Source organism: Aquitalea sp. FJL05, from assembly GCF_003852595.1.
Classification (GTDB): Bacteria; Pseudomonadota; Gammaproteobacteria; order Burkholderiales; family Chromobacteriaceae; genus Aquitalea; species Aquitalea aquatilis.
Map to the genome: position 1 here is coordinate 37,380 of NZ_QAJS01000006.1, position 14,195 is coordinate 51,574.

A 14,195-nucleotide genomic window follows, 5' to 3' on the forward strand; every position below is an offset into this window, starting at 1 on the left:
ACACGCATTATTGCAAATAAAATTTCACAAATAAAAATTAGTAGAAATATTTTTCCATTTTTACTTTTGACAGATACCACACATCTTCCTGCCATCACCTAGCACCCTGCGCAAAAAAATCATCTATCCAATTGTTTTTTAAAATTATTTACTGAAAAAATATTGAACAAGAAAATGAAAAAGCCATGCCGCGATGGCATGGCTACTGTCTTTCAGACCTGTGGCTTTCTCAACAGGCTAGCGCAGTACTGCTCGGTCAAGCAGCCTAGCCCCGCGGCGCCAGCAAGCCGCCTCACTGGCGCTGACGCTGGCGGGCCTCTTCATAGGCAGCACGAGCGTCACGCACCGGCTCGCGTTCCGATACTTCCGGGATACCCACTTCCCACCAGCTGCCACCTTCCGGCGTGCATTGCGGGCCATCGATGCGCAGCTGGATCAGATAACTGCGGCTGGCGGCACGGGCGCGCAGCATGGCGGCCTGCAGTTGCGCCACCGTACTGACCGTTTCCGCCTCCGCCCCCAGCGAACGGGCATTCTGGGCAAAGTCGATCTGCGGGATGCCGTGTTCGCCGTGCAGGCAATCGGCCAGCATATTGTTGAATGGCACACCTCCGCAGGTCTGCTGCAGGCGGTTGATGCAGGCATAGCCGGCATTGTCCAACAACACCACGATGAGCTTGTGGCCGAGCATCACCGAGGTGGCCAGCTCGTTGTTCAACATCAGATAGCTGCCATCACCCACCATCACGATGACTTCCCGCTCCGGCCTGGCCATCTTCACCCCCAGGCCGCCGGCTACCTCGTAGCCCATGCAGGAGAAGCCATACTCCATGTGATAGCCACCCGGCGTACTGGTGCGCCACAACTTGTGCAATTCGGCAGGCAAGGTGCCCGCCGCGCACACCACGATGTCGCGTTCGGCCGAATCCACCGCCGATGCCTGTACCGCGCCGATGGCTTCGGCATAGGTCGGCAAGCTGGCACGCGGGCTGTGCACGATCTCCGCCACCTGACGCCGCCAGCCATGGCACAGCCGCTGGCTGTGTGTCGTCCAGTCAGCGTCTGCCTGCCAGCCTTGCAGTGCACTGCTCAGCGCCGCCAGACCCACCGCAGCATCACATTGCAGGCTGTGACCACCCCATTTGATGGCATCAAAGCCATTCACATTGATGGACAGCAAAGTGGCCTGGGCATACAGCGTGTGCGAGCCGGTGGTGAAGTCCTGCAAGCGGCTACCCACGGCCAGCACCACGTCAGCCTGTTCGGCCAGCTCATTGGCCGCAGGCGAGCCGGTTACGCCAATGGAACCCGCCAGCAGCGGATGATCCCAGGCCAGCGCACCCTTGCCTGCCTGGCTTTCGCCCACCGGAATGCCATGGCTTTCCACAAAATTTTTCAGTGCATCCACACCGCCAGCGCTATACAGCACCCCGCCACCACAGACGATGAGCGGACGCTTGGCCTGACGCAGCAAGGCAGCCAGCCGGGCCAGTTCGGTCGGCTCCGGCGGCGGCTGGCGGAAATGGATATCGCGTTCGGCAAAGAAGGACTCCGGCCAGTCGCAGGCCTGGGCCTGTACATCCTGCGGCAGCGCCAGCGTCACCGGGCCGCACTGCGCCGGATCGGTCAGGGTGGCGATGGCACGTGGCAAGGCGGTGAGCAGTTGCGATGGCACCACGATGCGATCGAAATAGCGCGATACCGGGCGCAGGCAGTCCACCGCCGACACGCCGCCATCCTGAAAATCTTCTACTTGTTGCAGCACCGGGTCCGGTGCGCGCGAGATGAACACATCACCTGGCAACAGCAGCATGGGCAGGCGGTTGACATGGGCCACGGCAGCGGCAGTCACCAGATTGGTACAACCAGGGCCAATGGAGGTACTGACCGCCATCATGCGGCGGCGGAAATGCGCCTTGGCATAAGCGGTGGCGGCCAGCGCCATGCCCTGTTCGTTGTGCGCGCGCAAGGTGGGCAGCACATCCTGCGCAGCCTGCAGCGCCTCGCCCAGACCAGCCACATTGCCATGGCCGAAAATGGCCCACACTCCACCAAACAGCCGCTCCCGGCGGCCATCCGGCAGGGTGACAAACTGCGCGGCCAGATAGCGCACCAGCGCCTGGGCCACGGTGAGACGTACGGTTTTCACATCCATTCTCCAGGGGGAGACAGCCTGCACCCGGCTGGGCGGAGCCGCTGGCAGGCCATCAACGGTAAGGGGCTTGTCTGCCACTACGATATAAGATTTCAACCAAATTGCAAAATATTTTTCATTTTATTTTATTTTGGAAATTGATTTCCTTGAATGCGAAACCAAGGCGTTGCGGCCAGGCAGATTCAGCCGGTCAGATAAGGCTGGGCTGACATGTTTTCTGCCAGATACAACCGGAATTCCGCCGGACCAGCCCTGGCAGCGGCGGGCGCTTGCTCCGCCACACTCAGCACATGCTGCAAGGCCTTGATGGCCTGGCCGTCCGGGTCCTGATCAATCACCACGTCCAGCAGGCCCTGTTGCAGATACAGACGGTGGTCGTCCGACAATTCGTGCGTCACCCAACACACCTTGTCGTGGATGGCATAGCGGTGCAGCGCAGCTTCGATGCCCGGGGAGCCGGCTCCACTGTTGTAAATGCCGGCAATCGGCTGCCCCTGCTTGAAGGCAAGGCTGACCGCAGCATGGCAACGGTCGGCATCGTCATGGGTGGCGGTGGCCACCTGATCGCACTGCAAATGGGGAAAGTCCTGCGCCAGCACCTCGGCACAGCCGCTGGCGCGCTCCAGATGGCCACGATAATCCGGCCGGCTGGACAGCAATAGCACCCGCCCCGGCTGGCGGCACAACCGCCCCAGCAACAGGCCGGCAGTACGCCCGGCAGCGTGGTTGTCGATGCCGACATAGCGCGCCTGTGGCAGGCCGGCCACATTACTCACCACCAGGACCACCTGCTCGCCACGCTGGATGGCTGCTTGCAAGGCCAGCTGCACTGCTGGGGTATCCGGTGCCGCCACAATCAGCCCCTGCCGAAGGTAGGGCCGTGGTCGCAGCGCGCGCAGCAGGCCTGCCTCGTCTTTTTCGCCCAGCGTTTGCTGATGCACCACCACCCGCTGGTCCAGCATGGGCAGTGCCTGCTGCAAGGCCTGGCGCAGGCGCTGGAAAAATGGCGAGCGGTTGTCCGGCAACAGGATGTCGATATGAATCAGCCCGTGACGGGTGTCCGGCAACAGCCGTGGCACTGCCAGTTCGCGTGCAGCAGCCACTACCCTGTCCCGCGCCTGGGCAGACACGCTGCCGCGCTCGTTCAATACCCGGTCCACCGTGGCCACGCTCACCCCGGCGGCGGCGGCAATTTCGATAAAGCGGGCGGTTTTCTTGCGACGAGCGGGTGCAGTCATGGGGAGCCTTCCTGTGCTGCTAGCTGGGCAATCGGCCCACATTGACGATTTATCGTCAAAACAGCAACTGAAAAGCTGTTCTCCCTCCCCTAGAGTCAGTCCCACCACACCAGCCTGCAACCCTTCCGCCACAAGGCATCAAGCGCTTGGCATGGTGTGCACCGCAACATTATCCGGCCATACGACAAGAACTGGAGGACGACATGAAAATTGCTCTGGACCCTTACATGCACCGGCAGCTGAGCCTGCCAGAGCTGTGCCGCAAGACGGCCGAGCTGGGTTACCGCCATATCGAGTTATCCCCACGTGCCGACCTGCTGCAATGGTGGGCCATGCCGCGTGCCAATGGCGTACGGCTGGCCAGCTTCAAGCAGGCCATGCGCGAGCATGGCGTGAGCCTGGCCACCTTGCAGCCGATGTACCGCTGGTCCAGCCCGTTCGAAGATGAACGCCAGGCGGCAATGAAATACTGGAAGCGGGCCATCGAAATTGCGGTGGAGCTGGAGTGCGACACCCTGATTTCCGAATTTGGTCGTGGCGCAGCGCCAGAACGGTCACTGGGCATGGGCGCAGGCATCAACACCCCGGAGCAATGCGAGGCGGCATTTTGGCGTTCGATGGACGAACTTCTGCCGATTTTCGAGCATGAAGGCCTGCAGCTATCGATAGAGCCGCATCCGGAAGACTGGATCGAAACCTTTCAGCCGGCACTGGACATCGTGCAGCTAATCGGCTCGCCTCAGGTCAAGCTGTCCTATATCGCGCCACATACCTTCTATTACGGCGACGACATGGCCGCCATGCTGCGTGCCGCTGCGCCAGTACTAACCCATGTGCGGGTGGCCGACACCTTCAATCACCGGGCGTCATCCGGTCTGCGCTACATCGTCAATCCGCCGGGGGCCAATGTGCGCGTACATCAGCATCTGGATATCGGCCAGGGCGAAATCGACTGGGATGTGTTCTTCGCCACCCTGGCCGAGGTCGGCTTTGACGGCGTGCTGTCTTCCTGCGTGTTTGCCTGGGAAGAACGCGCCGATGAATCGTCGCGCTTCATGCTGAGCGAAATGCAGCGCTACCTGAACCAGCACTACCGCCACTGGCAACCGAAGTAAGCCCCCTCACCCGCCGAAAGCCCATCATGAACAACAGCATCCGTTTTGCCATCAACCGCATCAGCGCGCCACGCCTGCCCTTTCCCGACTATCTGACCATGTGCCGCCGACTGGGGGTAAGCGACATTGAAATCCGCAACGATCTGAACGGCGTGGAAATCAGCAATGGCACCCCGGCCGCCCAGTTGCGCGCTGCCGCCTCCGCAGCAGGCATCACCATCCGCAGCATCAATGCACTCTACCCGTTTGACGTATTCGATGCCCAGCTGCAACAGCGTGCTATGCAATTGGCTGCCTATGCCCGCGACTGTGGCGCCCAGGCACTGGTGATGTGTCCGCTCAACAGCCGCGACGATGCCCGCAACCCCAGCCAGCGCCAGCAGGATCTGATCCATGCGCTCAAGCAGCTCAAGCCGATTCTGGACGACCACGGCATGACCGGTCTGGTCGAGCCGCTGGGTTTCGAGGAATGCGCATTGCGCCGCAAATCCGAGGCCGTCACCGCCATTTACGCCGCCGCCGGCGAGCGCCATTTCCGCTTGGTGCACGACACCTTCCACCACCATCTGGCCGGCGAAGACATTTTCTTTCCGGAACTGACCGGGCTGGTTCATATCTCCGGCGTGGAATCCACCACCCTGGCCAGTCATGAAATGCGCGACGGCCACCGCGTGCTGGTGGGCAGTGCCGACCGGCTGGGCAATATCTCCCAACTCAAGGAACTACTGGTCCGTGGCTATCAGGGTGTGGTGTCGTTCGAGCCGTTTGCCAGCGACATCATGCAAGCCCCCGACAGCGAAACCCTGCTGCAGAGCAGCATGGACTACATCCGCCAGCAACTTGCCAGCTAAGCCCGCAGGCCCCCCTGCACATCACATAACAAGCAAAACCAAGGAGACAGACATGACATTAGCCATCGGCGTCATCGGTACCGGAGCCATCGGCCAGGACCACATCCGCCGCCTCAGCCAGACCCTGTCCGGGGCGCGCGTGGTTGCCGTCCACGACATCAACCCCGAGCAAGCCCAGGCCACGGTGCAGCAATACTGGCTGGCCGCCACCGTGCACGACAGCGCCCAGGCGCTGATCCGCGACCCGGCAGTGGAAGCCGTGCTGGTGACCTCCTGGGGCCCCAGCCATGAAGAATTCGTGCTGGCCGCCATTGCCGCCGGCAAGCCGGTGTTCTGCGAAAAGCCGCTGGCAGTTACTGCAGAAGGTTGCATGCGCATCGTCGAGGCTGAGCGTGCCCACGGCAAACGGCTGGTGCAAGTGGGCTTCATGCGCCCATACGACGCCGGATACCGTGCGCTCAAACAGGTGCTGAAGGAAGGCCGTATCGGTGCGCCGCTGATGCTGCACTGCGCCCATCGCAATCCCTCGGTCGGCGAAGGCTACACCACGCCGATGGCGATTACTGACACGCTGATTCACGAGCTGGACGTATTGCGCTGGTTGCTGGATGAAGACTATGTCTCGGCCCAGGTGGTGTTCCCGCGCAAGAGCAGCCACGCCCGGCCACAGTTGGCCGACCCGCAGATCGTGCTGCTGGAAACCCGCAGCGGGGTGCGCATTGACGTGGAAATCTTCGTCAACTGCCAGTACGGCTATGACATCCAGTGCCAGATCGTGGGCGAAACCGGCATTGCCAGCCTGCCGGAACCCAGCAGCGTGCCGCTGCGCAGCGCGGCCAGCTACTCCACTGCCATTCTCACCGACTGGAAGCAACGCTTCATCGCTGCCTACGACGTAGAGCTGCAAGCCTTCATCGACGGCGTGCTGGCCGGCCAGCTCACCGGCCCCTCCGCCTGGGATGGCTATGCCGCCGCCGTGGCCGCGGATGCCTGCGTACTGGCGCAGCAAAACGGCAGCGTGGTGAACATCAGCATGCCACCGCGCCCGGACTTTTACTGACCCGGCAGTTTCTTCTGCAGCACACTTCCTCGGACTTGCCACGGTGGCCATCGACTACTGTGGCTTTTTTTCCTTTTGCACTTCAGAAAATAAAATTTCCGAATAAATATTTTTCAGAAATTTTTTTCTAACATATACTCTCAGGCAAGCTGCCGCGCCAGGCATATGGCAGGCCAACAACACGCATGAGGAGACAGCAATGACCGCAGTAGCCCTGTTCGGAGCCGGCCGTATCGGCAAGATCCACGCCGCCAACCTGGCCGCCCAGTCCGGCGCCCGCCTGAAGTATGTCGTCGATACCCACCAGCCATCCGCACAGGAACTGGCCGCACATTATGGTGCCAGCGTGACTGATATCGACAGCGCACTGGCCGACCCGGAAGTGGGCGCTGTCGTCATTGCCTCCAGTACCGATACCCATGCCGACCTCATCCTGCGTGCTGCAGCCCGTGGCAAGGCCATCTTCTGCGAAAAACCGGTAGACCTTACCCTGGAGCGCGCACGCCAATGCGCCGCTGCGGTGAAAGAAGCTGGCGTAGCCTGCCTGATCGGCTTTCAGCGCCGCTACGACCCCACCTTTGCCGCAGTGAAAGCGCGCATCGAGGCCGGGGAAATCGGCCAGCCGGAAGTGCTGATTGTCACCAGCCGCGACCCTGGCGCACCGCCGGTGGACTACATCAAGCGCTCTGGCGGCATTTTCAAGGACATGCTGATTCACGATTTCGACATCTGCCGCTGGATTCTGGCCGACGAAGCCGTCAGCGTGCAGGCCAGCGCCAGCGTCCTGACCGACCCGGCCATCGGAGCGGCTGGCGATGCCGATACCACGGCGGTCACCATCCGCACCCGTTCTGGCCGTCTGTGCCAGATCAACACCAGCCGCCGTGCCGCCTATGGCTATGACCAGCGTTTCGAGGTGATGGGAAATCTGGGGATGCTGCAGGCCGGTAATCACCGCCCCACCGAAGTCACCGCCTATGGCAGCCAGCAGGTCAGCACCGATCTGCCGGAACGCTTTTTCCTGGAACGCTACCGCGCCGCCTATGCACTGGAAATGGCCCACTTCTTTGAGGTAGTGCAGCACGGCACCCGCCCGCGTACCACGGTGGAGGATGGCGTCAAGGCACTGGAACTGGCCGATGCGGCCACCCGCTCCTGGCAGGAAAACCGCCTGATCACCCTGTAAATCTCCCCGATTGCCAAGCAGCCCGCCGCGCACAAATCCGGCGGGCAAGGAGAAGTCATGTCCACACTGAATATCGGCCTTGTCGGCCTGGGCCGGCTAGGTCGCCGCCATGCGCTCAATCTGCGCGACCGCATTCGCGGTGCAACACTGCTGGCGGCCTGCTCGCCATTGGCGCAAGAACTGGACTGGGCAGCGGAAAACCTGCCCGGCGTGCAGCGCCACGCCACGCTGGATGCGATGCTGGCAGAGCCAGAGCTACAAGCGGTATTTCTGGTCACCCCTACCGCGCTGCATGCCGAGCAGATCATCGCCAGCCTGCGCGCCGGCAAGCATGTGTTTTGCGAAAAACCGCTGGCGCTGAATGTGGAAGATTGCCAGAAAGTAGAAGCAGTAGCGGCAGACCATCCGCAACTCAAGGCCATGGTGGGTTTTGTCCGCCGCTTTGATGCCAGCTATCAGGATGCCGCCGCCAAGCTGCAACAGGGCCTGGTGGGCCAGCCTTATCTATTGCGCTCACAAACCTGTGACCTGAATGACGAGAATGGTTTTTTTGTGAAATTTTCCCCCAGCAGCGGCGGCATTTTCATGGATTGCAGCATTCACGATATCGATCTGGCACGCTGGCTGCTGGGCTCACCCAAGCCGCTACGCGCTTGGGCCACTGGCACCAATGCCCTGCACCCGGCACTGGCCGACTGTGGCGACGTGGACAATGGCGTGGCGATGCTGGAGTTTGCCGATGGCAAGCTGGCTTGCTTCTATGCCTCGCGCACCCAGGCGCATGGCCATGAAACCCTGACCGAAATCTTCGCCAGTGCCGGGCGGCTGACTGTGGGAGCCAACCCGCGCGCCAACCGGGTGGACATCAGCGATGTCCATGGCGTGCGCAATGAATGTGTGCAGGACTTCTACCAGCGTTTTGCCGAAGCTTTTGTCAGCGAGGCCCAGCACTTTGTCGATGCTGTGCTGCAGGATCAACCGCTGGCACTGAGCCTGGCCGATGCCACCGAGGCGACGCGCATTGGCCTGGCCATCACCCAGGCACTGCGCAGCAAACAGGTGGTGGAGCTGTAAACCCGCCCCCGCTCCAGACCCCGTCAAAAAGGCCCATGCCGGGTATGGCATGGCCTTTTCCTTTCCATCGAACGGGCAGGCAAGCCCCTGAGCGCGACTCAGCGCTGCATGCTGCCCTGCCCTAGCAGCCGCTCATGCCAGGACAGCGCCTCGCCCAGCAGATGCGGGGTGTGCTTGCCCTTGCTGTCGCGGCAGGCGCGGTCAAAGTAATCCTGCAGCAGCGGGCGATAGTCCGGGTGGGCGCAGTTGGCAATCACCGCGCGGGCGCGCTGCTTGGGCGACAGGCCACGCAGGTCAGCCAACCCCTGTTCGGTGACGATGATGCACACGTCGTGCTCGGTGTGATCGACATGGCTGACCATGGGCACGATGCAGGAAATCGCCCCGTTCTTGGCGGTACTGGGGGTGACGAAGCAGGACAAAAAGCCATTGCGGGCAAAGTCGCCAGAACCGCCAATGCCGTTGATGATGGAGGTGCCGGCCACATGGGTGGAGTTGACGTTGCCGTATAGATCGGCCTCTACCATGCCGTTGATGCCGATACAGCCCAGGCGGCGCACCAGTTCGGCATGATTGGAGATTTCCTGCGGCCGCAGCACTATGCGCTCGCGGTAGTGCTCGATATTGCGGGCGAACTCTTGCACTCCTTCCGGGCTGAGCGACAGCGCGGTAGCCGAGGCCATGCGGATGGTGTCGGTGCGGATCAGGTCGAGCATGCCGTCCTGAATCACCTCGGTAAACGCAGTCAGATTGCTAAAGCCGCCATCACGCAGCCCGCCCAGCACCGCATTGGCGATATTGCCCACACCAGACTGCAAGGGCAGCAGGTTTTCCGGCAGACGCCCCACCTTGATTTCATGCTTGAGGAATTCCACCAGATGGCCGGCAATACGCTGGCTGGTTTCGTCCGGGGCGCTAAAGCGGCCAAGTCGGTCCGGCGCATGGGTTTCCACCACCGCCACCACCTTGGCCGGATCAACCCGCAGATAAGGCTCGCCGATACGGTCGCCGGCTTGCGTCAGCGGAATGGGCTGACGATTGGGCGGCAGCGCCGTACCGTAATAGATGTCGTGCATGCCATCCAGCCCCAGCGGCTGGGTGCTGTTGACTTCCAGAATCACCTTGTCGGCCAGGTCCAGCCAGGTTTTGTTATTGCCAATTGAAGTCGAAGGAATCAGCCGGCCATCCGGTAGGATGCCGGCAACTTCCACCACGGCCACATCGATCTTGCCGAGGAAACCAAACCAGGTGTATTGCGCCACCTGGCCCAGATGCACATCCATGTATTCGATTTCGCCACGGTTGATGCGCGCGCGCAGCTCCGGATCAGACTGATAGGGCAGACGGAAGTCGATACCCCCAGCCTTGGCCAGCGCGCCATCCAGTTCCGGCGCGGTGGAGGCGCCAGTCAGCACGCGCAGGGCAAATTTTTCACCCCGTCCTTGTGCGGCCTCAATGCGGCCAGCCAGTGCCAATGGCACGGCCTTGGGGTAGCCCGAGCCGGTAAAACCGCTCATGCCCACGGTCATGCCCGGCTGGATTTGTGCTGCGGCATTTTCTGCCGACATGATTTTCCCTGCCAGTCCGGCATGGTGGATACGTCTTTCCACTTGTTTATCCCTTGCAATTTGCGGCCTGCTTGCGGCCTGCTGTTTTATCGAGCGTTGTTCCGGCCTGTCTCGGCCAGATTCATGCTGCCGGCTGACGCTTATCCTTACCTTTACGTCAGGCTGGCAGACCCGCTACTTAAGCAGCTTCCACCGCCGCCTCGCAGACTAATGACAACAAGCATGATCTGCATCAAAACCTGTTTGCCCAGCCATGCCATAGGTTATGGCTTGCTTTTGCGCCCACACTTAATGACATTTACATTTTTAAAGTGAAAATAAAGTCATTTGGTATTTTTTGGCAAAATGCATGACTCCCCGCAACATCCTTCCCCTTGTCTTGATTCCCACCCGGCTTGTACAGCTCCCCACCTGTGTCAAATCTGCCTCAGATCACTGGGGAAACCGGCCCGCGCAAAATAATCCGCCACACAGGCTGGCAAATCACATGGAATATTGTTAGATTGCCACTTCTTGGTAACTTAACCAAAAACCATGACAGCAAGCCAACAATCCGCCCCGCCCTGCTCGGCCGCCAGTTGCAAGGACATCCGCACCAAGCTGATTGATGCCGCGCTGGATGTGCTGCTGCATGACGGAATCCTGGGCTTCAGCCAGAGCAAGGTTGCCAAGCAGGCCGGCCTACGCCAGAGCCACCTGACCTATTACTTCCCCACGCGCAACGATCTGCTGACCGTGGTGGTGGAGCATGGCTGCCTGATGGTGATCAACGCCCAGGGCTGCCATGACACAGCGCCCATGCCCACGCTGGAGGCGTTTCGCCAGGCCATGTGCAACAACATCTGCGACAGCCGCATTGCCCGGCTGATGGTGGCGGTCACCGTGGCGGCCGAGGTCGACCCCAAACTCAAGGACTGGATCAGCGACTTTGACCGCCGCATGCTGAACAACAAGAAAGAAGCCTTCAAGCGGCTGGGCGTTCACGCCAGCGACGACGAAATGGCCCTGTTCCACAGCACCATTGCCGGCATTGCCCTACGCAATCTGAACAGTAGCGGCCCGCAGGATAGCGAAGAAGCCCGTCGGCGCTTTCTGTATGCCTTTGACCGGCTGATCAAAGCGTCGCATCCGGCAGCAATATCAGAATAATCCGAAGAATCAACTCGCCCACAAGGCAGGACAATGCAAAGCCACCACCACGGCTGCGCAGGTCAAGAACAGGAGTACAGGATGCATCCCAAGCACTCACCGGGCCGCCCACCGGCAACAGCGGCGTCAACCCTCCCCCGGGCAGCGCTGCCGCTGTTGCTCGGTCTGGCATTGTCGGGCTGCACCCTGACGCCGCCAGCCAGCACACCGCAACTGGTTGATGGCCAGAGCCGCAGCTATGGCAGCAGCCCGCTGGCCGAACACACGGTGGCCAGCCGGCAGGCGGGTGCCGCCGGCATCGCGCAGCACCTGGCGCTGGGCCAGCAATTGCAGCCGGAATGGTGGCAGCTGTTTCGCTCGCCCGCCCTCGACCAGCTGATTCGCGAAGCCCTGCACAACAATCCCAGCCTGGCTGCCGCTCGTGCCGCCCTGCGCCAGGCTCAGGAAAACTACAATGCCGCCGCCGGCACGCTGGAATATCCCTCGGTCAGCGGCCAGCTGGGCGGCAGCCGCCAGCGCCAGACCCAGTCCGGCAGCACCCCCAGTGATTTCAATGTACTGAGCGCCGGCCTCAATGTGTCTTACACGCTGGACCTGTTCGGTGCCAACCGCCAGCAATTGCAGGGACTGATGGCCGCCAGCGACTACCAGCGCTATCAGCTGGAAGCCACCTACCAGACGCTGATTTTCAATGTGGTCACCACCGCCATCCAGGAAGCCTCGCAGCGTGCCCAGTTGCAAGCCACACGGGAAATGCTGACCGCTGCCGAACAGCAGCTGCGCATCGTGGAAAAACAGGCCGCGCTGGGTGCAGTCGCCCGCAGTGGCGTGCTGTCGCAGGCTACGCTGGTGGCACAGACCCGCGCCCAGTTGCCACCACTGGAAAAGGCGCTGGACCTCACCCGCAACCAACTGGCGGTGTATGTGGGCAAGCTGCCATCAAGCGGCGGCCTGCCGGAATTCACCTTGGACAGCCTGCATCTGCCGGCCGAACTGCCGGTATCGCTGCCCTCGGAACTGGTGCGCCAGCGGCCGGACATTCGCGCCAGCGAAGCCTTGCTGCAGCAGGCGGGTGCCCAGGTCGGCGTGGCCACGGCCAACCAGTATCCGCAAATCAGCCTGACCGGCAGCTTCACCCGCGAGCGTTTGTTTGTGGGTCCGGCCACTGCCGGGCTGAGCCTGTGGAGCCTGGGCGCCAGCGTCAGCCAGTCGCTATTTGACGGCGGCGCGCTGCGTGCCAAAAAGCGTTCTGCCGAGGCGGCTTTCGAACAGGCCCAGGCCCAGTACCGCGAGACCGTGCTCAAGGGCTTCCAGAATGTGGCCGACAGCCTGCGCGCAGTCAGCGCCGATGCCAGCACCCTGCAAGCCCAGGCCGATGCCGAGGCACAGGCACGCGAAACACTGCAGTTGACCCAGCAGCGTTTCCGCCTGGGAGCAGTCAGCCAGTTGAGCCTGCTGGATGCACAGCGCACCTGGCAGCAGACCCGCATCAATCTGGTCAGCGCCAGCGCCAGCCGCTATGCCGATACCGCCGCGCTGTTCCTGGCGCTGGGTGGTGGCTGGTGGAACCGCAGCGACGATATCGCCAACCCCGACCCTACCGCCCAGGCCAAGCCCTGATCGCAGCCGGTAGACGACACGCAATCAAGAGAAAACAAGGAAAGCAATATGACCAAGCGAATGTTCATCATGCTGGGAGGCATAGTGCTGCTGGTAGTGGTACTGGGGCTGGGCTTCTTCATGCATATCCGTACCCTGATGGCCAGTGCACCCAAGCCACAGCCGCAGACTGTCAGCACCATCATCGCCAAGAAAACCAGCTGGCAGCCGCAGCTCAAGTCGGTCGGCACCCTCAGCGCCGTGCATGGCGTGGATATCAGCAGTGAAGTGGCTGGCCAGGTACGCAGCCTGCACTTCCAGTCTGGCCAGGATGTGAAGGCCGGCGATGTGCTGGTCCAACTGAATGCCGATGCCGATCTCGCCCAGCAACATGCGCTGGAAGCCGCCGCCGAACTGGCCGCCATCACGCTCAAGCGCGATCAGGCCCAGCTGGCGGTGCAAGGCGTAGCGCAGGCACAGGTGGATAACGACGCGGCCGACCTGAAAAGCAAGAAGGCGCAAGTGGCACAACAAGCTGCGCTGGTGGCCAAGAAAACCATTCGCGCGCCGTTTGCCGGCCGTGTGGGCATCACCAGCGTCAATCCCGGTCAGTACCTGAATGCCGGCGACAAGATCGTCACCCTGCAGCAGATCGACCCCATCCATGTCGATTTCAACCTGCCGCAAAGCCAGCTGGCTGCAGTCAGCATTGGCCAGAAGGTGGTGATCAAGACCGATGGCACCGCCGACAAGACCTTTGCCGGCAATGTGAACGCCATCAACCCCAAGATCGACACCAGCACCCGCAATGTGCAGGTACAGGCACTGATCGCCAACCCCGGCCGCAAGCTGCTGCCCGGCATGTTTGCCAGCGCCAGCCTGGACACCGGACGCGAACAGCCCTACCTGACCCTGCCGCAGACAGCCATTACCTATAACGCCTACGGCTCCACCGTGTTCGTGGTGAAGGCCGCTGGCAAGGAGGCCTCGGCCGCTGCCGGCAGCCTGGTGGTGAAACAGGTATTTGTCACCACCGGCCCGACCCGTGGTGATCAGGTAGCCATCCTCAGTGGGGTCAGCGAAGGCGAACAGGTGGTGACCACCGGTCAGGTCAAGCTGAAGAACGGCACGGCCGTTACGGTGGACAATGCAGTGCAGCCGACCAACAACCCCAATCCGACCCCGCAGGAACACTAAGGC

11 protein-coding genes are annotated in these 14,195 nt (G+C 61.6%); 8 read left to right on the forward strand and 3 right to left on the reverse strand.

Annotated elements, in window-relative coordinates; genetic code table 11:
- Positions 1–292: 292 nt before the first annotated feature.
- Entirely contained in the window at positions 293–2,149 is a 1,857-nt protein-coding gene (gene iolD, locus DBR44_RS04945) for a 3D-(3,5/4)-trihydroxycyclohexane-1,2-dione acylhydrolase (decyclizing) (RefSeq protein ID WP_233578376.1), read from the reverse strand.
- Between the two features lie 188 nt (positions 2,150–2,337).
- Positions 2,338–3,393, reverse strand: coding sequence for a LacI family DNA-binding transcriptional regulator (locus tag DBR44_RS04950; RefSeq protein ID WP_124642635.1), 1,056 nt, complete (start codon positions 3,391–3,393; stop codon positions 2,338–2,340).
- Positions 3,394–3,596: 203 nt separating this feature from the next.
- Between DBR44_RS04950 and DBR44_RS04955 the strand changes: the two genes are divergently transcribed.
- From DBR44_RS04955 to DBR44_RS04975, 5 genes are all read left to right on the forward strand, one after another.
- Positions 3,597–4,508 carry a sugar phosphate isomerase/epimerase family protein gene (locus DBR44_RS04955; protein WP_124642637.1) on the forward strand — a complete coding sequence of 304 codons (912 nt, stop codon included), beginning with the start codon at positions 3,597–3,599 and terminating at the stop codon, positions 4,506–4,508.
- Between the two features lie 26 nt (positions 4,509–4,534).
- Positions 4,535–5,359: a TIM barrel protein gene (locus tag DBR44_RS04960; RefSeq protein WP_124642639.1), complete on the forward strand. Its 825-nt coding sequence runs from the start codon at positions 4,535–4,537 to the stop codon at positions 5,357–5,359.
- A 52-nt stretch (positions 5,360–5,411) separates the two neighbouring features.
- Positions 5,412–6,419 (forward strand): Gfo/Idh/MocA family protein, encoded by a 1,008-nt coding sequence (locus DBR44_RS04965; protein WP_124642641.1) that lies wholly within the window; start codon positions 5,412–5,414, stop codon positions 6,417–6,419.
- 199 nt (positions 6,420–6,618) lie between these two features.
- The gene (gene iolG / locus DBR44_RS04970) at positions 6,619–7,605 is read left to right on the forward strand and encodes an inositol 2-dehydrogenase (RefSeq protein ID WP_124642643.1); all 987 of its coding nucleotides are present in this window, start codon (positions 6,619–6,621) and stop codon (positions 7,603–7,605) included.
- Positions 7,606–7,662: 57 nt separating this feature from the next.
- The gene (locus DBR44_RS04975) at positions 7,663–8,679 is read left to right on the forward strand and encodes a Gfo/Idh/MocA family oxidoreductase (protein WP_124642645.1); all 1,017 of its coding nucleotides are present in this window, start codon (positions 7,663–7,665) and stop codon (positions 8,677–8,679) included.
- A 98-nt stretch (positions 8,680–8,777) separates the two neighbouring features.
- Here the strand turns inward: DBR44_RS04975 and DBR44_RS04980 are convergent, their stop codons facing one another.
- Positions 8,778–10,247: an acetyl-CoA hydrolase/transferase family protein gene (locus DBR44_RS04980; protein ID WP_199730985.1), complete on the reverse strand. Its 1,470-nt coding sequence runs from the start codon at positions 10,245–10,247 to the stop codon at positions 8,778–8,780.
- 534 nt (positions 10,248–10,781) lie between these two features.
- Here DBR44_RS04980 and DBR44_RS04985 point away from each other — a divergent pair.
- The 3 genes from DBR44_RS04985 to DBR44_RS04995 all read left to right on the forward strand — a co-directional run bounded on the left by DBR44_RS04985 (position 10,782) and on the right by DBR44_RS04995 (position 14,192).
- The gene (locus DBR44_RS04985; protein WP_124642649.1) at positions 10,782–11,396 is read left to right on the forward strand and encodes a TetR/AcrR family transcriptional regulator; all 615 of its coding nucleotides are present in this window, start codon (positions 10,782–10,784) and stop codon (positions 11,394–11,396) included.
- An 81-nt stretch (positions 11,397–11,477) separates the two neighbouring features.
- Positions 11,478–13,016, forward strand: a complete 1,539-nt coding sequence (locus DBR44_RS04990) for an efflux transporter outer membrane subunit (RefSeq protein ID WP_124642651.1) — start codon at positions 11,478–11,480, stop codon at positions 13,014–13,016.
- A 48-nt stretch (positions 13,017–13,064) separates the two neighbouring features.
- Complete coding sequence (locus DBR44_RS04995; protein WP_124642653.1) at positions 13,065–14,192, forward strand: efflux RND transporter periplasmic adaptor subunit; 1,128 nt, start codon at positions 13,065–13,067, stop codon at positions 14,190–14,192.
- Positions 14,193–14,195: the final 3 nt, after the last annotated feature.

What these genes read in the sequence shown, in the direction of transcription:
- DBR44_RS04950 (WP_124642635.1), bottom strand. Translation starts at nt 3,393, where the DNA reads ATGACTGCACCCGCTCGTCGCAAGAAAACCGCCCGCTTTATCGAAATT.
- DBR44_RS04955 (WP_124642637.1), top strand. Translation starts at nt 3,597, where the DNA reads ATGAAAATTGCTCTGGACCCTTACATGCACCGGCAGCTGAGCCTGCCA.
- DBR44_RS04960 (WP_124642639.1), top strand. Translation starts at nt 4,535, where the DNA reads ATGAACAACAGCATCCGTTTTGCCATCAACCGCATCAGCGCGCCACGC.
- DBR44_RS04965 (WP_124642641.1), top strand. Translation starts at nt 5,412, where the DNA reads ATGACATTAGCCATCGGCGTCATCGGTACCGGAGCCATCGGCCAGGAC.
- iolG (WP_124642643.1), top strand. Translation starts at nt 6,619, where the DNA reads ATGACCGCAGTAGCCCTGTTCGGAGCCGGCCGTATCGGCAAGATCCAC.
- DBR44_RS04975 (WP_124642645.1), top strand. Translation starts at nt 7,663, where the DNA reads ATGTCCACACTGAATATCGGCCTTGTCGGCCTGGGCCGGCTAGGTCGC.
- DBR44_RS04980 (WP_199730985.1), bottom strand. Translation starts at nt 10,247, where the DNA reads ATGTCGGCAGAAAATGCCGCAGCACAAATCCAGCCGGGCATGACCGTG.
- DBR44_RS04985 (WP_124642649.1), top strand. Translation starts at nt 10,782, where the DNA reads ATGACAGCAAGCCAACAATCCGCCCCGCCCTGCTCGGCCGCCAGTTGC.
- DBR44_RS04990 (WP_124642651.1), top strand. Translation starts at nt 11,478, where the DNA reads ATGCATCCCAAGCACTCACCGGGCCGCCCACCGGCAACAGCGGCGTCA.
- DBR44_RS04995 (WP_124642653.1), top strand. Translation starts at nt 13,065, where the DNA reads ATGACCAAGCGAATGTTCATCATGCTGGGAGGCATAGTGCTGCTGGTA.